This window comes from Vibrio viridaestus (assembly GCF_003856525.1).
In the GTDB taxonomy this organism is placed as follows: domain Bacteria; phylum Pseudomonadota; class Gammaproteobacteria; order Enterobacterales; family Vibrionaceae; genus Vibrio; species Vibrio viridaestus.
On sequence record NZ_RJVQ01000001.1, the window covers coordinates 610089 to 629295 of the forward strand.

A 19207-nucleotide genomic window follows, 5' to 3' on the forward strand; every position below is an offset into this window, starting at 1 on the left:
GACATGTATTTTTGTCAATTGATTCGACTTGTTAGGTTCTTATCTCCGCTTCCTCTCTGCCCGCTTAGCTATTTCCGGAACAGACTCGGAAGGGCTTGCTATTGTAGAAATGGAAACACCATCATCATTACCTAAAACTTCACGGAAACATTGAGCTAATGTTTTTCCAGTATCCCGAGCTAATTTCATAGCTTCGTCAATTTTCTCTCCAGGAATTCCACCATCCGGCGCCATAACTATCGATTGCATATGAACAACGCCTTTATCTGGATCGTCAGTAGCTAATGCATTTTGAATGAAATCATCTGGATCTTCGGCGATTTTATCCATATGTTCCTGCATACCCTCTCCACCAGGACCAAATGTATGCAGGAATCCAGAAGAATCATCATTTGCTAAAGTTAACTTAAGCAAATCGTCTTTGGAAAATTGAACATGATAATCGTTAAAATTAATAAATTGACGACCATCTATACGCATTTGAAAATGCCAATGAGGGAAATCTGTATTGGTACCTTCATGCCCATTAAAATCATTCTTTGAACAATCAAGAGTCCATTCGATATTTTTCCATTTTATTGTAGTTTCAAACAGTTTCCGATCGCTACTTTCTTCTTTTAAATTATTAATATTTTTCACGCCACTTTCAGCATGAGCAACCCATCTCAAAAATGCGGATATTTGATAAAAATCGAATTTTTCTTTAAGTTTTAAAAAATCTTTCTTTCTAAATTTACATCTACGTAATAACCAATGTAAACAAGGATCGCTAGAGCTAATTGTATTAAATGACTTACCACAAAGGTAACAATTATCATCTTTATAATGCGCTAAAAATTCGGCATATTCTTTTTCATATAACTCTTTTTGTTCCAGATAGTGAGCCATTCGTTCTTGCTCTGATAAATTTTCTGTTTGAGCTTTAAATTCTTCAGCCAATTTTTTTATTTCATTTTGCATACGCTACCCTCAAGAACCTAACAGTTATTATATGGACATTGTCCATGCTAAGTTGTTTCTCTCTCAAATAGCCCTAAACAAAATTGAAACGTAGGATTATTTAACACGCTTTAGAGCAAAACATTCAGAGAAACTTGCTACTCTACCGCCCTTTGCTATTTGGGGAAGCAAGCAAAGTCATAGTTATACCAATCATTCGCTTAAGAGGCTCGGTTTATGTCAATTTCCTCTGCAAAATCAGTTATTAACAATTTAATTAATAATCACAAATAGCAAAAACGCGGTTCCTAGTACAACTCCTTGTTGGCTAATGGTAGACTCAGGCTCTATATCATTCGGTTATAACTGTTATAAAGGTAATGTGATGAACCCAATTATTGCGTTGTTGAAAGAAAACAATATTAGCGACGAGCAAATCAAAGAGGTGTTTGAGGCGCTAACTCAAAACCCATTGGCGGCAATGGCGACAATCAGCCAGCTAGGTTTACCACAAGAGCAGCTTCAGGCACTGATGGGACAAGTGATGCAGAACCCAGGTTTGATTAAAGAAGCGGTAGAAGAACTTGGCTTGGATTTTTCAAAAGTCGAAGAAGCGAAACAGCGCATGCAACCTTAATTGCCTGAATCAGAAATACGATTAAAAAAGGTCACGAGCGTTAAATAACGCGGTACGTGACCTTTTTACGTTTACTCGTCATTAAGACTTAAAGTTCACGCTCTTTTTTTCTCTCACATCCACTTCCAAAGAAAAGACATCGGGACGAGCATAATGCTTGGTCACATCAAAGTCATAGCGCGATTTAACGATCTGAGACATATCGATTTCGGCGTTTAGCAAGCCTTCTTGGTTATACATGGGGCTCGCAAGAAGTTTGATGACTATCCGGTCTCTATTAGCTGGCACAAAATGCGCGCTAAAGATCCTTTGATACAACAAGTGATTGAGTGGGTGAAAACCAGTTTTATAGAACAACAAGATAAGTTTCAGACTTCATCGATATAGACTGTGCTGTTTATTCAATGTCGTACTCATCAATCAAAAAAGGAGCCAATTGGCTCCTTCAGTCTTTTCACATTGCTTAGTGTTTGATCATCACATGACGGATAGCGGTGTAATCTTCCAAGCCGTACATCGACATATCTTTTCCATAGCCAGACATCTTCATTCCACCATGCGGAGATTCTGTACCCAGTAATAAGTGCGTATTGACCCAGGTACAACCGTATTGTAATCGTGCAGACATACGCGCTGAGCGCCCTGTGTCCGCTGTCCAGACAGAGGAAGCCAGTCCGTATTTAGAGTCATTCGCATACGCAAGCACCTGCGCTTCATCATCAAATACCGTGATCGAAACAACCGGGCCAAATACCTCGTTTTGCACGATTTCATCTTTCTGCTTGGCACCAGCAATTACGGTCGGCGCATAGAAATACCCCGGCTTATCGAGACGATACCCACCCGTAGTCACCGAGATGTGATCAAGCTCTTTGGCTCTTTCAACAAATCCACTAATGCGCTGTAGATGAACTTCACTGGTTACAGGCCCCATTTCCACACCATCTTCGTATGGGGACCCCACTTTAATGGTCGAGGCTAACTTCGTAATTTTCTCAACGAATTCATCGTATTTACCGCGCTGTACATACACCCGGCAGGCAGCCGTACAATCCTGACCCGCGTTATAGAACCCAAAATCGCGTACGCCCTGAACGGCTTCGTCAATATTCGCATCATCAAAAACGATCACTGGGGCTTTACCGCCCAATTCCATATGCAGACGCTTCATATTCGACGAGCTCATCGACGCAATTTTCTGCCCTGTACCAACCGAGCCCGTTAACGAAATCATACGGACCTTATCACTGGTTGATAGAAGCTCGCCTACTTGAGTTCCAGAACCGAAGACGATATTGACTACCCCAGCAGGAAAGATAGACTGCAGTATTTTGCTCATTGCCAACGTAGTCAGAGGCGTAATTTCCGATGGCTTAAGCACCACTGTATTACCTGCGGCCAAAGCAGGACCGAGCTTCCATGCCGCCATCATAAGCGGATAGTTCCACGGCGTAATGGAGGCAACAACACCAATAGGATCGCGACGAATCATCGATGTAAAGCCCGCCAGATACTCCGCACTCGCCGAGCCACTTAAACAGCGACAGGCACCAGCAAAAAAGCGAAACGTATCTGCGACGCCAGGGATCTCTTCATTCATCATCATAGAGAACGGTTTCCCCGTATCCTCACACTCAAGACGAGCCAGATACTCTCCCTGCTCTTCAATCGTGTCCGCTAATTTGAGCAATAATGCCGCACGCTCTCTTGGGGTTGTCTGCGACCAACTGTCAAACGCCAGTTCCGCAGAATCAATCGCCATTGTAACCTGCTCGGATGTCGCTTCTTTGATAGCCGTAATAGGCTCACCACTTGAAGGATTAAGGACGACAATATCGTCGCCTTCACCAACAACCAGTTCGCCATTAATTAACTGCAGATTTTCCATATGATGCTTTCCTTCTTCCTTGAGTTCGGCTGAGAACGTTTAATAATTTATTATTAATGAACCAGATAGCATCGCAAATGTAAACAGAAGATTATTTCTCTGGCTTTACTCCAACACATTTGGCAGTACATAACTGATGACGTCAGGATGGAAACGAACCCAAAGACCAGGGTTTGCATCTAACTGAGCTAATCTCTGTTTTGGATCATCAGAGATCGCTGTATTCAGTACGTTCTGGTAAGTCACCTTTTTCGCTGGGGCCGTATCAGCGTCCACAACTGACTGCACAACTTTTTTCGCTGATAAGATGGCCGCAGGACCAAGCGTCAGAATAAATTTTGCCCGACGACACTCCAGCTCATCTTGTGTATCAACGTCTGTTCCACCGGCTTTAAACTTACTGATGTGATGTTCGAGAATGGTCGAAGATATTGGAATAATACCAGCGATATCATTGCTAGAAGCACCCGAGTTAGGTTTGATATACGCAAGATGGGACGCGCCCTCGGCTTCTGGACCATGACCGATAAAAAAGATATCTAAGCCCCCGAGCGTCTGCATGGTTTCAAGATAACGCTGCATTTCCGCTCGTATATCATCCGTTTCGGTAACCATGGGTGTAAATGACTTTATTTTGCGAAAGAAATCGGCACCCAACAGACGTTCAAAGTCGCGCACGAAACTTAATCCATTACCCATTCTCATTGGTGCCAACGCATCTTGAGTAAACACGTTGAGCCGCGCAAGAAGAGGATCGATTGACGTTCCCTGAGCCAGCTTACCCAAATATTTATGAAGAGCCTGAGCCCCGCGCCCACCTAATAGTGCAATATTGATGTCGCCTTGCTTGTTTCTCGCCACTTGCTGCAACTGTTCAAACATCGCCAGTCCAACTGACTGTTCATCGGGTAAAATGGTCGGAACGATAGACTTTGCAGCAGGTAAGGTAATTGGTGCATGCTCAGTGGCAATCCATGTATTTTTATCTTGTGAAATCGTCGACATAGAACTTTCCCATGAGTAATTAGTGCCGGGTCTTATTCAGCTTAAATGAAAAAAACCCCTTAGCAAAAGTGATAAGGGGCCCGAAAAGTAAAAGCAGGTAAATGATTACAGCGTTACACCGCTTTTAAAGACAGCGATTTCCCTAAAGTCATTCTTCTCATTGCAGGTCGGTTTGCCATTGACGTGCTCCACAACTGTATCAACGAATTGAACCAGTAATTCCTGCATGGAAACGCCTTCCACTAATGAACCGGCATTAAAATCGATCCAGTGTGGTTTTCTCTGCGCCAAACCACTGTTTGTCGCCAATTTCAGCGTTGGTACAGGTCCACCATACGGTGTGCCACGGCCGGTACTGAATAAAATCATCTGACAACCTGCCATAGAGAGTGCGCTAGTTGCAATGGCATCGTTGCCTGGAGCACTCAAGAGATTGAGTCCGTGATGCGACAGTGTTTCTCCGTATCGCAGCACATCAATCACCTTACTTTGTCCCGCTTTTTGTGTGCATCCCAGTGACTTTTCTTCCAGTGTGGAAATGCCGCCTGCTTTGTTGCCCGGAGATGGGTTCTCATAAATCGGCTGCTTATGATCGATAAAGTACTGCTTAAAGTCATTAACCATAGCCACCGTGGCATCGAAGGTTGCTTCGTCCTGACAGCGACTCATCAATATTTGTTCCGCACCAAACATCTCTGGTACCTCTGTCAATACTGATGTACCACCATGAGTGATCACATAATCAGAGAAATGACCCAGCAACGGGTTTGCGGTAATACCAGAGAATCCGTCTGAGCCACCACACTCTAAACCAAAAGACAGTTCACTCAGTTTTCCTGGCTCACGTTGATCGCCGCTCATCACTTCCACTAATTCTTTGAGCTGAGATAAACCATGCCCCACTTCATCGTTATGGCTTTGGCAAACCATAAAACGTACCCGGCTCTCGTCAAACTCGCCAAGCGTGTCTTTGAACACCGAAATCTGGTTATTTTCACAGCCTAAACCAACGACCAGTACCCCTCCGGCATTTGGGTGCTTCACCAGATTTTGTAGCAACGTCTTCGTATTTGAATGGTCATCACCAAGTTGCGAACATCCATACTGATGAGTGAAGATATGTACACCATCAACGTGAGAAAGATCGACCTCTTTCTCCAGCTGATTTTTCATCATCTTCGCCATAGCATTTACACAGCCAACTGTGGGAATGATCCACAGCTCGTTACGAATACCAACGCCACCATTTGCACGACGATAAATAGATACATCACGATCTTCAAGACTCGTTGATACTTCTTTAAAATCAGTCTGATATTGATAGGTGCTCAGATCACTGAGGTTAGTCTTAAGATTGTGTTGCGACAGATGCTGCCCAACCGCTACAGGCTCTAAAACATGCGCAATCGGATAACCATACTTCACAACCAGCTCATTAGGTTGCAAGTCAACCAAAGCTACCTTATGTGCCTGAGGAACATCCTGCTGAAGAACAACGGTCTGACCCGCTACGGAGAGTTCACTCCCCGCAGATAGGTCTTTTAATGCCACAGCAACATTGTCGTTCGGGTGAATTTTAAATAAAGCGTCCACTTTGACCTCACAATAATGCGGCTAGCGCGTTACGAACGCCATCACGACGAATTTTTGCAACATAGCTTGAGACAGTTTCAACCAGTCCAACCACTTTGGTCAGATCGTGATCCCAGTGAGCTTTGTTCGCCAAAATCTCAGAAACTAAATCAGTAATCTGGATCTGACCTGCTTCAACTTGTGGCCATTTTTCAGCGTAGAAATCGAGCCAATGCTGATCGTCTGCTAAGTCGAAACTGCCTTGTTCACGTTTCCCTTGATAAAACGCGATAAGCGCAGCCAAAGCAAACGTCAGATATTTTGGAAGAACACCGTTCTTCTCTTGATACGCGAGTAATTGAGGCAAGTTACGTGTTTTAAATTTCGTCATGCTGTTTAACGAAATGGACAATAGCTGATGCTGAATGTAAGGGTTTCTAAAACGATTCAGAACATCATTAGCGAACCCTTCCAGCTCATCTTTTGGCAACGATAAAGTTGGGATGATTTCATCAAAGATCAGCCCTTTGAGATACGATTCCATCTGCTCATCCGCCATACTTTCACCGACGGTATCAATACCGGATAGGAAAGAGACAGGTACTAACGCAGTATGCGCACCATTCAGGATCGCTACCTTGCGTTCTTTATATGGCTTAATGTCATCAACAATCAGAATATTCAGAGCGTTATCGATATTCAGTTGATCGAGACACAGCTTTTGATACAACGATTCTGGACCCTGAATAACAAAAAGATAAAAGTGCTCAGCACATACCATAAATGTATCGTTGTAGCCAATCTGCTGCTGTAACTGTTCACTTTCATCGCGAGGATAACCAGTTACAATACGGTCAACTAAGGTAGAACAGAATGTGTTGGCTTCATCAATCCAAATGGCAAACTCAGATGGTAAGGACCACAGTTCGACGTACTTGTGTACGATAGCTTTTAACGCTTCACCGTTATAATCGATTAACTCACAAGGAACAATGATCCAACCTTTTGAACTGTCGCCATTAAATGCCTGAAAACGCTCGAACAGCATTTTGGTTAACTTCGCTGGGTAGCTGCTTGGGGGCATATCAGCAAGCTTATCAGAATCTACGTAAGCAATACCGGCTTCAGTGGTATTAGAGAAAATGATTTCAATGTCTTCGTTACGCGCTAAATCCAGCAACTTATCGAAATCTTTTACTGCAGAGATCTCACGAGACACACTGGAAATAATACGAGATTCAGCAACCGCTTCACCTTTGCCGTTAATACCACGGATAAAAGTGGTATAAAGACCATTCTGAGTATCCAAACTTGGCGGAAAGTTGCTATCGATAGGTCTTACAACCACAACACCAGAGTTCAATGTGGTATGTTCGTTTAGCTGATCAATCTGCCAGTCAAGAAATGCGCGTAGGAAATTCCCTTCGCCGAACTGAATTATTTTTTCTGGGTATGTAGGGTAGCTAAAGTCGGTTCTATTAAGTTGTTTCATTAGTTTTATTCCCGTCATCTAGATAGGTTTATTAATTGAATGCGAAGTAGTTTTTAGCGTTGTGATAACAGATATCAGCCACCATTTTGCTCAATAGATCAAAATCGTTCGGCGCTTCACCATTCGCTACCCAATTCGCGAGCATTTCACAGAGGATGCGACGGAAATACTCATGTCGTGTGTAAGATAAGAAACTGCGGCTATCCGTTAGCATGCCGACGAAACGACTCAATAATCCCAATTGAGCTAACTGAGTCATTTGACGTTCCATGCCATCTTTTTGATCGTTAAACCACCAGCCAGAGCCAAACTGGATTTTTCCTGGCGTGCCACCACCTTGGAAGTTACCGCACATGGTCGCGAGCACTTCGTTATCACGAGGGTTCAGGCAATAAAGAATCGTTTTAGGTAAAGAATCATCTTTCGCTAATGCATTTAACAATTTAGCCAAAGGTTCAGCGACTAGGCCGTCGTTTATAGAATCGAAACCAGTATCAGGACCAAGCAGATTAAACATCCGTTCGTTATTGTTGCGTAGTGCGCCGATATGATATTGCTGCGCCCATCCCCGTTTAGCGTACTCTCGTCCTAAGAACACCAACACGGCGGTTTTAAACTGAGCGGTTTCCAGTTTACTAACTTCGCCGCCAGCCAAGCGTTTGGCAAGAATGGTATCCAGTTGCAACTCGGTGGCGTCGGCATATGACACCGTATCCAGAGCGTGGTCAGCAATACAACATCCTCGATCGGCGAAGTAATCTAAGCGGACTAATAACGCCTGACAGAGGTCTTCGAAATTCTGAATATCAGTAGAAGACACTTTGGCAAGTTGGCTGATGTAATCAACAAAGGTATCAAGATGAATATTGAATGCTTTATCAGGACGCCAGCTGGGCAGCATCTTGACCGAGAAACCAGGATCAGCAGCGACGACATCATGAGACTCAAGGCTGTCGATAGGATCGTCGGTTGTCCCGACCATCTCAACATTCATGTTGTGCATAATGGAACGGGCAGAAAATTCAGGGCTGGAAAGCATTTCATTACACTGATTCCACACCTGCTCTGCGTTTTTTTCGCTTAAGACGATATCTGTTATACCAAATGGTCTTCTTAACTCTAAATGAGTCCAATGAAATATTGGATTCCCAATCGTGGCAGGAACCGTCTTAGCAAACGCGAGAAACTTCTCTTTATCTGAAGCATCACCAGTACAAAAACGTTCATCAACGCCATTACTGCGCATCGCTCGCCATTTATAGTGATCGCCTCTTAACCAAATGTCAGTTAGGTTTGTGAACTGATAATCACTAGCAACTTGATGCGGAGGAAGATGGCAGTGGTAATCAATGATAGGCAGAGATGCTGCAACATCATGATAAAGGCGCTGAGCTAAATCAGTCGTCAGTAAGAAATCAGGACATAGAAAAGGCTTCATCGTTTATAAAATCCAGTTGTTATACCAATATTTATAATCTACTTTGATTTGAATGATTAATCAAACAAATCAAAAAACCATACTTATCTTTATTTTTCATATACTTATACAAACAACACCATTTATAAGCACATAAAAATAGTGGTTTTGTTACCTAGATCATATTTTTGGAAATCAAAACACAACAGAGATCTCATTATTTGATTAGACACCAAGAAAGATTTGTTAGACCAATTATTATAGGTCGTAGTTTACGAAAGCAAGATTTGCATTACTCATATAACAAACGACGAAAGGTCTACTATGAAAAAAACTTTACTCACCCGTTCTATATTGCTGGCTGCACCGTTCCTGTTTGGCGCGTTTTCAGCTAATGCGGTCGAAAAAGTCACTTTGAAACTAGCCCACAACTTAGATACCAACCACGTGGTACACCAAGCTATCAAAAAGATGGCTGATGAGTTAAAAGAAATGTCTGACGGCAAGATTCGTCTACGTATCTACCCAGGTGGTCAAATGGGCGGACCGCGCGAAACACTTGAGCTGATTCAAAATGGTGCGCTGGATATGACGAAAGCCAGTGCAAGTGAAATGGAGCCCTTTGCTTCTTACTATTCTGTTTTCAGTCTTCCGTATCTGTTTAAAGATAACGAGCACTTTAACAAGGTCATCTACGGACCAATTGGCAAAGACATGATGCAAGGCACAGCAGACAAAGGTTTCATTGGCCTAGCTGCTTATCAGGCTGGTACTCGTAGCTTCTATGCTAAAAAGCCAATTCGTACTCCTGAAGACATGAAAGGTCTAAAAGTGCGAGTGGTCGCAACGCCAACAACTGTGAAACTGATTGAACTCCTAGGTGGCGCTCCGGCTCCTATCCCATTTGGTGAAGTGTATACCGCGCTTCAACAAGGTGTGATTGATGCGGCAGAAAACAACGAACCTTCTTACGTTCAAACTCGTCACGTTGAAGTTGCAAAATATTATTCAGAAGACCAGCACACTTCTGTTCCTGACTTTTTGATTATTTCTACCAGCACATGGGACAAGCTTTCAGACGAAGCAAAAGAGATGATCAATAAAGCAGCTGCGGATTCCGAACAATACGAAGCAAAACTTTGGGAAGAGCAAGTTAAAAAATCACGTGCAGAAGCTGTAGCCTCAGGAGCAGAATTTATCCAAGTTGATAAAGGTCCGTTCCGTGAAGCATTAAAACCGCTGTATGACGATTTCCGCAACGACCCAGCGAAATCAAAATGGCTAAGCCGCATAGAAGAAGCTGAGAAATAAGCCTCTTTCAGGTTAGAAAATAATGACGGGAGCGACAGTCTCCCGTCTGGAGACGTACCATGAATGTAAATTCGATAAAGAAGCCTGTTGATACCGTTATCGCGACGATTACCGTTTCGATTATGAGCATACTTGTTGTCTGTGTTGTTTGGCAGGTCTTCAGTCGTTACGTACTAAACCAACCAAGTACTATGACGGACGAAATCGCGCGCTTCAGCATGATTTGGGTTGGTTTACTTGGCGCCGCTTATACTGTTGGCGCAAAACGCCATTTGGCGATAGATCTGTTCACATGCAACTTATCCCCGGCAAAGAAGAGAATAAATCAGCTCATCATTAACCTTTTAGTGATGACTTTTGCGGTGTCAGTAATGGTTGTAGGTGGAGCCAGACTGGTTCTTAAAGTTCTAAATACCCACCAAGTATCGCCTGCGATGCAACTTCCGATGGGTTATGTCTATGCGGTATTACCGCTTGCTGGCTTTATTATTGCGCTTTACTGCGCGCTAGCAATTTTAGAGGCGTTACCCAGCTGTCAGACGGCGAATGAAAAAACTCAATCGAATAACCTAGAGGAGAACGCATAATGGATTGGCTAATCCCTACTGCCATGTTTGGTAGCTTTTTTATACTTGTGTTCTTCGGTGTACCTATTTCATTCTCTATCGGTTTGTCGACGTTAGTTGCTGGCGCGCTGATGTTACCTTTTGACGTCATAATCTCGGTTATTTCACAGAAGATGGCGACAGGTTTGGATAGCTTCTCACTCTTAGCAATCCCATTCTTTATCTTAGCCGGTACCTTGATGAATACGGGGGGCATCGCGCAACGACTCATTAACCTATCTCAGGTAATGGTTGGTCGTATGCCAGGATCGCTTGGTCACGTAAACGTAATGGCTAACATGATGTTTGGTTCCATTTCCGGCTCAGCTGTTGCTGCCGCTGCTGCTGTCGGGGGCACCATGAGCCCACTACAGAAAAAAGCGGGCTATGATCCTTCATATTCAGCCGCGGTTAACGTGACATCTTGTATCACCGGTCTGTTGATTCCGCCTTCAAACGTACTCATTGTCTACGCACTGACTGCGGGTGGTATCTCTGTTGCAACACTGTTTATGGCTGGCTATCTACCTGGCATTCTGATGGGAGCACTTTTGATGGTTGTCGGAACTGTCATGTCTCGCCTGCGTGGCTACCCTGTATCAGATCGTCCAACGCTAAAAGTTGCCATCCATGCGTTTGTTGATGCCATTCCGAGTATGTTACTTGTTATCATCGTTATGGGTGGTATTTTAGGCGGCATCTTTACCGCAACAGAAGCCTCTGCGATTGCAGTGGTATACACACTGGGCCTTTCCGTATTTATCTACAGACAGGTCAAAATCAAAGATCTTCCAGGTATCATTCTAGAATCGGTTGTTACAACCTCTATCGTGCTGCTATTGATCGGTATTTCAGTCAGTATGTCATGGGTTATGACATCGGCAGATATCCCATACATCATTAGTGATGCATTGATGAGTATTTCAGAAAATCCAGCGGTCATTCTCCTGATGATCAACATCATTCTATTGGTTGTTGGTATATTCATGGATATGACTCCAGCAGTACTGATTTTCACACCGATCTTCCTACCCATTGCAACCGATCTCGGTATGAACCCGGTTCACTTCGGTATCATGATGATATTTAACCTGTGTATCGGTCTATGTACTCCGCCTGTAGGTAGTGCGTTATTTGTTGGCTGCTCTGTTTCTGGCGTGAAGTTGCAGGAGCTTATCCGTCCAATGCTACCTTTCTTTGCGGCGCTGCTCGTTAGCTTGGCACTGGTGACATACATTCCAGAGATCAGTCTTTTCTTACCTAATCTATTAGGCCTGAAATAAGACCGAGAACAAGACGTAGGAGATAATTTGTGAATATTCAGAACGTTGCCATTATCGGAGAGTGCATGGTCGAATTGCACCGCGAAGGAACCATGTATCAACAGGGTTTTGGTGGCGACACCTTAAATACTGCAACGTATTTATCGCGCTTAACGCACAGCAGTGGAATTGAGACTTCATATCTAACGGGCTTAGGCAAAGATGAGTTTAGCCGCAGGATGATCGAAGCATGGCAGAAAGATAATATTAATACCGATAAGATTGATATTTCTGAAACCAAGTTACCCGGTCTGTACGCTATCGAAACGGATGCTAATGGTGAACGTCGGTTCTTCTACTGGCGAAATGATGCTGCAGCGAAATTCTGGATTGTGAACCATACAGTTGACTCGTTGAGTCAACTGTTATCCCACTATCAAATGATTTATCTGAGTGGTATCAGCCTGGCTATTTTACCGCAGTCCAGTCGTCAGACATTGATTGAAGCACTGGCGCTGTGTCGTAGCAATGGTGCAACTATTTCCTTTGATAATAATTTTCGCCCGGCACTGTGGGAGTCAATTGACGCGGCTCGCGAGAACTACGCGCAATTGCTGAAAAACACCGATATTGCTTTTCTTACCTACGACGATGAACAAGCTTTGTATGGTGACACTAGTGAAGAACAAACCATAAAACGGACAATGGAGTTCGGAGTAAAGGAAATCGTTATCAAACGCGGTGCTGAGCCCTGCTTTGTAGTGACAAACCAACAGACAATAGAAGAGCCAGCCAAGCGTGTCGAAAAAGTCGTCGACACAACCGCAGCCGGTGATTCATTCAGTGCTGGTTACCTGGCAAAACGTTTACTTGGCGGTTCACTCAGTGAATCAGCACAAGCTGGTCATTTACTAGCGAGTACCGTCATTCAATATCCGGGTGCTGTCATACCCAAAGAAGCGACACCCAATCTCTAAAGGAGCAATCATGACAACCAACATTACTGAACAGCTTGCACAGATCAAAGTCGTTCCTGTTATCGCAATCAACGATGCAGACAAAGCCGTTAAATTAGCAAAAGTATTAGTCGAGAACGGCTTACCATGCGCAGAAATCACTTTCCGCACAGAGCAAGCCGCTCAGGCGATTAAAAATGTTCGTGAGGTTTTTCCAGAAATGCTTATCGGCGCAGGCACTGTTTTGACGACAGCTCAGGTTAACGAAGCCATTGATGCGGGTTCAGACTTTATCGTCAGTCCTGGATTTAATCCAACGGTTGTAAAGTATTGCCAAGACCGCAACATCCCAATGATTCCAGGCGTAAACAATCCAAGTATGGTTGAGCAGGCGATGGAAATGGGGTTGAAAACACTTAAGTTTTTCCCAGCAGAAGTGTCGGGTGGTACGGCAATGTTGAAGGCACTAAGTTCGGTATACCCAGTAAAATTTATGCCAACGGGCGGCGTGAGTGTGAATAATGTGAAGGATTATCTGGCGCTTCCATCAGTCATCTGCTGCGGCGGAACCTGGATGGTGCCAAATAATTTAATTGAAAATGAACAGTGGGAAGAATTAGGCAAATTAGTCAAAGAAGTCTCTACATTATTTGACTAGTAATCATAACCGGCCACAGCACTCGGGCATGTGGCCGGTTATTCTTTACTTCTACTCTCTTTCCGCTTCACACCAAGCTAAAACACCCTTCACCGCTCGGCGCCAACCAGAATAGCGTTGCTCTCGTTTTACCGGATTATCATGCGGCTCAAATACCACATCAATTTCTGCTTTATCTGCTACTTCATCCAAGTTATCCCAAAAGCCGACGGCTAAACCGGCAAGATAGGCTGCACCTAACGCTGTGACTTCGGTTACTTTAGGACGTTGTACATCCGTATTGAGAATATCGGCTTGGAACTGCATCAAGAAATTGTTTGCAACAGCTCCACCATCAACGCGTAACATTTCAAGTTTGATGCCCGAATCGGCTTGCATGGCATCAATAACATCACGGCTTTGATAAGCGATACTTTCTAGAGTTGCGCGAATAATATGGTTACGATTCGTACCCCGAGTCATACCAACAATAGTACCTCGAGCATACGCATCCCAATATGGTGCACCAAGACCGGTAAACGCAGGAACAACGTAAACCCCATTCGATGTTTCGACTTTGTTGGCAAAGTACTCGGAGTCGCTGGCATCGTCGATCAATTTCATTTCATCGCGTAACCACTGAATCGACGCTCCGCCCATAAATACAGAACCTTCAAGCGCATACGCGACATCGCCTTTAGGTCCACACGCTAATGTGGTCACCAAGCCATTTTGAGACGTCACTTTCTCTTGCCCCGTATTCATCAGAAGGAAGCACCCAGTACCATAGGTATTCTTCGCTTGCCCAGGGTTAACGCACATTTGACCAAATAACGCCGCTTGCTGGTCTCCGGCAATACCTGCAATCGGAATACGGGTACCACCTTTACCACCGATGTTGGTTTTGCCGTATATTTCTGATGAAGACTTAACTTCAGGCATCATTGAAAGAGGAATATCCAATTCTTTAAGAATTTTTTCATCCCACTCCAATGTATTGATGTTAAATAGCATGGTGCGTGAAGCATTGGTGTAATCCGTAATATGAACGCGCCCCTGCGTCATTTTCCACACCAACCAAGTATCAACGGTACCAAAGAGAAGTCGCCCAGCTTTCGCCAAATCTCGTGCACCATCAACATTATCGAGTATCCACTTGACCTTTGTACCAGAGAAATAAGGATCAACGACTAGACCTGTATTTTCTTTTATGTAGTCTTCTAGCCCATCAACTTCTTTTAACTCAGTACAAATATCCGCAGTTCGTCGGCACTGCCAAACTATCGCGTTATAAATGGGTGTACCCGTTTCTTTGTCCCATACAATGGTTGTTTCGCGCTGGTTTGTAATACCAATAGCAGCAACCTGATCTGAACGAATCCCCTTTTTCTCAAGCGCTTCAATCATGGTTGAACTCTGTGTTGCATAGATTTCCAAGGGATCATGTTCAACCCAACCGGCTTGAGGATAGATCTGTGTAAACTCTCGCTGAGCCACACTGATAATGTTTGCGTCATGATCCAGTACCACAGCACGAGAGCTGGTAGTCCCTTGATCCAATGCGACAATATATTCGTGATTCATAATCGGTAATCCTTGTTTCGTTGTATTGGATATTTTTATTTTTAGTTTTTATACGTGAGCTTGTTTATTATCGTCATGTACCAACTCACTTGAATGTACTAACTCGTCTTCTTCTATCTCGCACTCATCGCATTGGTTTGGAATAGTACAACCAATACCGACATCTGGGAGATAAGCGCCAACGAGTTTTGGATAGGCCCAGCCACCAAAGCAAGCGCCCAACGTTGTCGCAACGATAGGTACAATGCAATATGGAATATCTTTTGCCCCCGTCAAGGCGTAATCCCACCCAGCTAGGTAGGCGAATAGCTTCGGACCAAAATCTCTGGCTGGATTCATTGCAAAGCCAGTCAAAGGACCTAAAGAGCCACCAATTACCGCAACCACAATACCAATCAGTAAAGGGTTCAGCGGGCCTCGGTTTGCACCGTTGTTTTCATCACCTAATGCTAAGATAGCAAACATTAGAATTGCCGTAATGACAAACTCAACAGCAAAGGCTCCAGTAAAGGAAAGCGCAGAGTTTGGATAGGTCGAAAAAATTCCTGCCGTCGCCAGCGCTTCAGGCGTATTTCTGGCAATACCATGTGTTACTTCCCACTCAACAAACAAATTGCTGTAAAGGGCGTAAACAAGGGCTGCCGCACAGAATGCCCCCGCAACTTGAGCGACAATATAAGGAATAACTTTCGATTTATCAAAACCATGGAAGGCAGCGAGGGCAATAGTCACTGCTGGGTTAATGTGGGCACCTGAGACACCAGCAGTGCAGTACACTGCCAGCGCAACGGCTAATCCCCACATAATGCTAACTTCCCATTGACCAAACTGAGCATTAGTTAATACAAGTGCAGCAACGCACCCGACGCCGAAGAAAATAAGTAACCCGGTACCTATAAACTCAGCGATACACTCTCCGAGAAGAGTATGTCGTTTATTACTAGCCATATTATTTTTCCCTTGGAAGTGGATAAATAGCCATCTGTTTGGACAGCTTGACTTGATTATAGTCAAACAAACCAATACGAAAACAAAACGAAAGCAAAAAATCGATCATACGAACATTTATTTATGCTTTTTTGTTCGTTTTTGTTAAATACGCCACAAAAAATCAACATTTTTGTAAACTAAGAATACGTATATTTGCTTATTAATCAGAATAACTATTTGAAATATTTGTTTAAATGAGCGATACAACTATTTCAAATAGTCGAATGAGCAATTAAACTAAAGAAAAGTAACTCATAAGGATGGTATTGACCTTGAAAGCAAGTAAGCGGCACGAACAAATTGTCGATTTAGTAAAAACTCACGGTTATGTCAGTACTGAAGAATTGGTTGAACAGTTCAGCGTGAGTCCCCAAACAATCCGCAGAGATTTAAATGAACTTGCAGAAAGTAACCGAATAAAACGCAACCATGGTGGAGCAACTGTTTTTACCAGTTCGGAGAACTCGTCATATCAGATGCGTAAAACCACTCACCAGGAAGAAAAGCAAAAAATAGCGCAAAAGCTGGTTGAGCATATTCCGGACAACGCAACGCTCTTTATTGATATTGGTACAACGCCTGAAGCGGTAGCCCATGCTTTGCTTGCCCAACATGATAATCTTCGAATTGTAACGAACAACATCAATGTCGCTTCGATCTTAATGACTAAGCCAGATTTCAAAGTGATTCTGGCAGGTGGTGAAGTTCGTAACAGAGATGGTGGTGTCACTGGTGAAGCTACGCTCGATTTTATCTCTCAGTTCCGTCTTGATTTTGGAATTTTGGGTATCAGTGGAATCGATTTCGACGGTTCATTATTGGACTTTGATTACCACGAAGTACGTGTTAAGAAAGCGATTATTGAGAATAGCCGACGCGTTTTCCTCGGTGTTGATAACAGCAAATTCGGTCGTAATGCTATGGTGAAACTAGGCGGAATAGAAGAAGTCGATCGAGTCATCACTAATCAGCGTCCACCAGAAGATATCTGCACTCTTTTAAAAGAACACGACATACCCCTCGATATTGTTTAAGATTTAACCAATAAACTTTCGAACGAAAAGCCAGTTTCTGTAAACTGGCTTTTTTATTCTTCTGATGAATAGACTTCCTCTAGCTTATCATTTTTTGGTTTATTCCATCCAAAAAATACTAATTATGATTCATTTTGTGCTCGAACGAACATTTTAATAAATTCGTACGAACATATAGCATCCATTTATGCCACACTAATATTGTGTCTATTATGGATGACTTGATGATGACTAAATCAAATCGATATCAAACAGAAGTGGTAATTATTGGTGGTGGAGCCACCGGCGCAGGCATTATGCGCGACTGCGCATTACGAGGCATTGATTGTATCTTAATCGAAAAAGACGATCTTGCATCCGGTACGACGGGTAGAAACCATGGCTTACTTCATTCAGGCGCTCGATATGCGGTAACGGATCAACATTCGGCCCAAGAGTGTATTCGGGAAAATAGAATTCTTAAAAACATCGCAAAGCATTGCGTCGAAGATACCCAAGGGCTTTTCATCACTTTAGAAGAAGATGATCTCGACTTTCAAGATACCTTCATTTCAGCTTGCCAGAAGGCAGACATTGAAGCGGAAAAACTCGCCCCCAAAGACGCATTACTCCTCGAGCCGAACGTGAATCCCTCGTTGATTGGTGCAGTCCGAGTGCCCGACGGAACACTTGACCCGTTCAGATTGACCTCCTCAAATGTGCTCGATGCACGCGAGCATGGGGCGCAGCTATTTAACCATACGAAAGTCACATCATTAATTCGACAAGGTGATTCAATTTTAGGCGTTAATTGTGTGCACGAGCCGACCCGATCGCGCTTTCAGGTTTTTGCTAATGAAGTCATCAACGCAGCTGGTATTTGGGGTCAAGGCATATGTGAATATGCTGAATTAGATATCAAGATGTTCCCAGCTAAGGGCTCATTACTCATTCTGGACTACCGCATTAACAACTTAGTGATCAACCGATGTCGTAAACCGGCAGACGCGGACATTTTGGTCCCTGGAGACACGATTTCAATTATCGGTACCACTTCTGAACATATCGATTACGACAAGATAGACAATCTAAGCGTATCCCAGAAAGAAGTTGATTTACTCCTTCGTGAAGGCTGCAAACTCGCACCAATCATGGCTAACACGCGCATTCTTAGAGCTTATGCAGGTGTCAGGCCATTAGTGTCATTGGAAAATAATAGCAGTGGACGCAATATCAGCCGCGGCATCGTACTGCTTGACCATGCAGAACGAGATGGTCTGAAAGGATTGACCACTATAACCGGTGGCAAACTAATGACATATCGGCTGATGGCTCAAATGGCAACCGACCTTGTGGCTAGCAAGCTTGGTAATACCATCCCATGTTCAACTCATACGACCCCATTGCCAGGCTCCAAAGAGTCTTCCAAACCGGTAAGAAAAAATGCCTCTCTGGCTAAACCTGTATATGAATCGGCAGTCTATCGTCACGGAGAGCGCGCAGAGAATTTTTTGTCAGACAACCCTCGCAGTCAGACTGTCATTTGTGAATGTGAAATGGTGACAGCAGGTGAAATAGAATACGCGATCAAAAAACTCGATGTTCACAACTTGATTGATCTTCGCCGACGAACCCGATTAGGCATGGGCCCCTGCCAGGGTGAGCTATGTACCTATCGTGCGGCCAGTCTATTTCGAGAATATGGCGATAAAAGCGGCTATGAATCAGGTCAGATACTTAACGAATTTTTAGAAGAGCGTTGGAAAGGCACTCAACCAATATTCTGGGGCGATGCCCTGAGAGAAGCAGAGTTTAGCTACTGGATTTATGAGGGGTTATTTGGAGCAGGAGACGCCCCAAAGTCAGATCAGTCGATGACAACAGAGGTGGGAGAATAAA

The 19207-nt window shown here is 43.7% G+C and carries 17 protein-coding genes; 8 read left to right on the forward strand and 9 right to left on the reverse strand.

Going from position 1 to position 19207, the window contains the following annotated elements; translation table 11 throughout:
• Positions 1-39: 39 nt before the first annotated feature.
• On the reverse strand, positions 40-960 hold the full coding sequence (locus EES38_RS02825) for a hypothetical protein (protein WP_124935638.1): 921 nt from the start codon (positions 958-960) through the stop codon (positions 40-42).
• Positions 961-1324: 364 nt separating this feature from the next.
• Here EES38_RS02825 and EES38_RS02830 point away from each other — a divergent pair, with 364 nt between their 5' ends.
• Positions 1325-1576, forward strand: coding sequence for a DUF2999 family protein (locus EES38_RS02830; protein ID WP_124935639.1), 252 nt, complete (start codon positions 1325-1327; stop codon positions 1574-1576).
• Positions 1577-1657: 81 nt separating this feature from the next.
• Here EES38_RS02830 and EES38_RS22095 read toward each other — a convergent pair whose 3' ends face one another.
• The 6 genes from EES38_RS22095 to uxaC form a co-directional block, all read right to left on the reverse strand.
• The gene (locus tag EES38_RS22095; RefSeq protein WP_166434193.1) at positions 1658-1816 is read right to left on the reverse strand and encodes a hypothetical protein; all 159 of its coding nucleotides are present in this window, start codon (positions 1814-1816) and stop codon (positions 1658-1660) included.
• Positions 1817-2039: 223 nt separating this feature from the next.
• Positions 2040-3464, reverse strand: coding sequence for a gamma-aminobutyraldehyde dehydrogenase (locus EES38_RS02835; protein ID WP_124935640.1), 1425 nt, complete (start codon positions 3462-3464; stop codon positions 2040-2042).
• Between the two features lie 105 nt (positions 3465-3569).
• Positions 3570-4469 (reverse strand): sugar phosphate isomerase family, encoded by a 900-nt coding sequence (locus EES38_RS02840; protein ID WP_124935641.1) that lies wholly within the window; start codon positions 4467-4469, stop codon positions 3570-3572.
• Between the two features lie 105 nt (positions 4470-4574).
• Positions 4575-6062 (reverse strand): UxaA family hydrolase, encoded by a 1488-nt coding sequence (locus EES38_RS02845; protein WP_124935642.1) that lies wholly within the window; start codon positions 6060-6062, stop codon positions 4575-4577.
• A 7-nt stretch (positions 6063-6069) separates the two neighbouring features.
• Positions 6070-7533 carry a tagaturonate reductase gene (locus EES38_RS02850; protein WP_124935643.1) on the reverse strand — a complete coding sequence of 488 codons (1464 nt, stop codon included), beginning with the start codon at positions 7531-7533 and terminating at the stop codon, positions 6070-6072.
• A gap of 31 nt (positions 7534-7564) precedes the next feature.
• Positions 7565-8971, reverse strand: a complete 1407-nt coding sequence (gene uxaC, locus EES38_RS02855) for a glucuronate isomerase (RefSeq protein ID WP_124935644.1) — start codon at positions 8969-8971, stop codon at positions 7565-7567.
• 303 nt (positions 8972-9274) lie between these two features.
• Here uxaC and EES38_RS02860 point away from each other — a divergent pair, with 303 nt between their 5' ends.
• The 5 genes from EES38_RS02860 to EES38_RS02880 are packed head-to-tail and all read left to right on the forward strand — an operon-like array spanning position 9275 to position 13742.
• Positions 9275-10261, forward strand: a complete 987-nt coding sequence (locus tag EES38_RS02860) for a TRAP transporter substrate-binding protein (protein ID WP_124935645.1) — start codon at positions 9275-9277, stop codon at positions 10259-10261.
• Positions 10262-10320: 59 nt separating this feature from the next.
• The gene (locus EES38_RS02865) at positions 10321-10848 is read left to right on the forward strand and encodes a TRAP transporter small permease (protein ID WP_124935646.1); all 528 of its coding nucleotides are present in this window, start codon (positions 10321-10323) and stop codon (positions 10846-10848) included.
• A complete protein-coding gene (locus EES38_RS02870) occupies positions 10848-12149 on the forward strand; it encodes a TRAP transporter large permease (protein ID WP_124935647.1) in 1302 nt (433 codons plus the stop codon). The genes EES38_RS02865 and EES38_RS02870 overlap by 1 nt, the downstream gene beginning before the upstream one ends.
• A 29-nt stretch (positions 12150-12178) precedes the next feature.
• The gene (gene kdgK / locus EES38_RS02875; RefSeq protein ID WP_124935648.1) at positions 12179-13105 is read left to right on the forward strand and encodes a 2-dehydro-3-deoxygluconokinase; all 927 of its coding nucleotides are present in this window, start codon (positions 12179-12181) and stop codon (positions 13103-13105) included.
• 10 nt (positions 13106-13115) lie between these two features.
• Entirely contained in the window at positions 13116-13742 is a 627-nt protein-coding gene (locus tag EES38_RS02880; protein ID WP_124935649.1) for a bifunctional 4-hydroxy-2-oxoglutarate aldolase/2-dehydro-3-deoxy-phosphogluconate aldolase, read from the forward strand.
• 51 nt (positions 13743-13793) lie between these two features.
• Here the strand turns inward: EES38_RS02880 and glpK are convergent, their stop codons facing one another.
• Positions 13794-15305: a glycerol kinase GlpK gene (glpK, locus tag EES38_RS02885; protein WP_439333232.1), complete on the reverse strand. Its 1512-nt coding sequence runs from the start codon at positions 15303-15305 to the stop codon at positions 13794-13796.
• A 48-nt stretch (positions 15306-15353) separates the two neighbouring features.
• The gene (locus EES38_RS02890; RefSeq protein WP_124935651.1) at positions 15354-16253 is read right to left on the reverse strand and encodes an MIP/aquaporin family protein; all 900 of its coding nucleotides are present in this window, start codon (positions 16251-16253) and stop codon (positions 15354-15356) included.
• A gap of 314 nt (positions 16254-16567) precedes the next feature.
• Here EES38_RS02890 and EES38_RS02895 point away from each other — a divergent pair, with 314 nt between their 5' ends.
• A complete protein-coding gene (locus tag EES38_RS02895; protein WP_124935652.1) occupies positions 16568-17329 on the forward strand; it encodes a DeoR/GlpR family transcriptional regulator in 762 nt (253 codons plus the stop codon).
• A 227-nt stretch (positions 17330-17556) separates the two neighbouring features.
• A complete protein-coding gene (gene glpA / locus EES38_RS02900; protein WP_124935852.1) occupies positions 17557-19206 on the forward strand; it encodes an anaerobic glycerol-3-phosphate dehydrogenase subunit A in 1650 nt (549 codons plus the stop codon).
• Position 19207 lies beyond the last annotated feature (1 nt).

What these genes read in the sequence shown, in the direction of transcription:
- glpA (WP_124935852.1), top strand. Translation starts at nt 17,557, where the DNA reads ATGACTAAATCAAATCGATATCAAACAGAAGTGGTAATTATTGGTGGT.
- glpK (WP_439333232.1), bottom strand. Translation starts at nt 15,305, where the DNA reads ATGAATCACGAATATATTGTCGCATTGGATCAAGGGACTACCAGCTCT.
- EES38_RS22095 (WP_166434193.1), bottom strand. Translation starts at nt 1,816, where the DNA reads ATGTATAACCAAGAAGGCTTGCTAAACGCCGAAATCGATATGTCTCAG.
- EES38_RS02890 (WP_124935651.1), bottom strand. Translation starts at nt 16,253, where the DNA reads ATGGCTAGTAATAAACGACATACTCTTCTCGGAGAGTGTATCGCTGAG.
- EES38_RS02860 (WP_124935645.1), top strand. Translation starts at nt 9,275, where the DNA reads ATGAAAAAAACTTTACTCACCCGTTCTATATTGCTGGCTGCACCGTTC.
- uxaC (WP_124935644.1), bottom strand. Translation starts at nt 8,971, where the DNA reads ATGAAGCCTTTTCTATGTCCTGATTTCTTACTGACGACTGATTTAGCT.
- EES38_RS02850 (WP_124935643.1), bottom strand. Translation starts at nt 7,533, where the DNA reads ATGAAACAACTTAATAGAACCGACTTTAGCTACCCTACATACCCAGAA.
- EES38_RS02835 (WP_124935640.1), bottom strand. Translation starts at nt 3,464, where the DNA reads ATGGAAAATCTGCAGTTAATTAATGGCGAACTGGTTGTTGGTGAAGGC.
- EES38_RS02840 (WP_124935641.1), bottom strand. Translation starts at nt 4,469, where the DNA reads ATGTCGACGATTTCACAAGATAAAAATACATGGATTGCCACTGAGCAT.
- EES38_RS02870 (WP_124935647.1), top strand. Translation starts at nt 10,848, where the DNA reads ATGGATTGGCTAATCCCTACTGCCATGTTTGGTAGCTTTTTTATACTT.
- EES38_RS02865 (WP_124935646.1), top strand. Translation starts at nt 10,321, where the DNA reads ATGAATGTAAATTCGATAAAGAAGCCTGTTGATACCGTTATCGCGACG.
- EES38_RS02880 (WP_124935649.1), top strand. Translation starts at nt 13,116, where the DNA reads ATGACAACCAACATTACTGAACAGCTTGCACAGATCAAAGTCGTTCCT.
- EES38_RS02825 (WP_124935638.1), bottom strand. Translation starts at nt 960, where the DNA reads ATGCAAAATGAAATAAAAAAATTGGCTGAAGAATTTAAAGCTCAAACA.
- EES38_RS02830 (WP_124935639.1), top strand. Translation starts at nt 1,325, where the DNA reads ATGAACCCAATTATTGCGTTGTTGAAAGAAAACAATATTAGCGACGAG.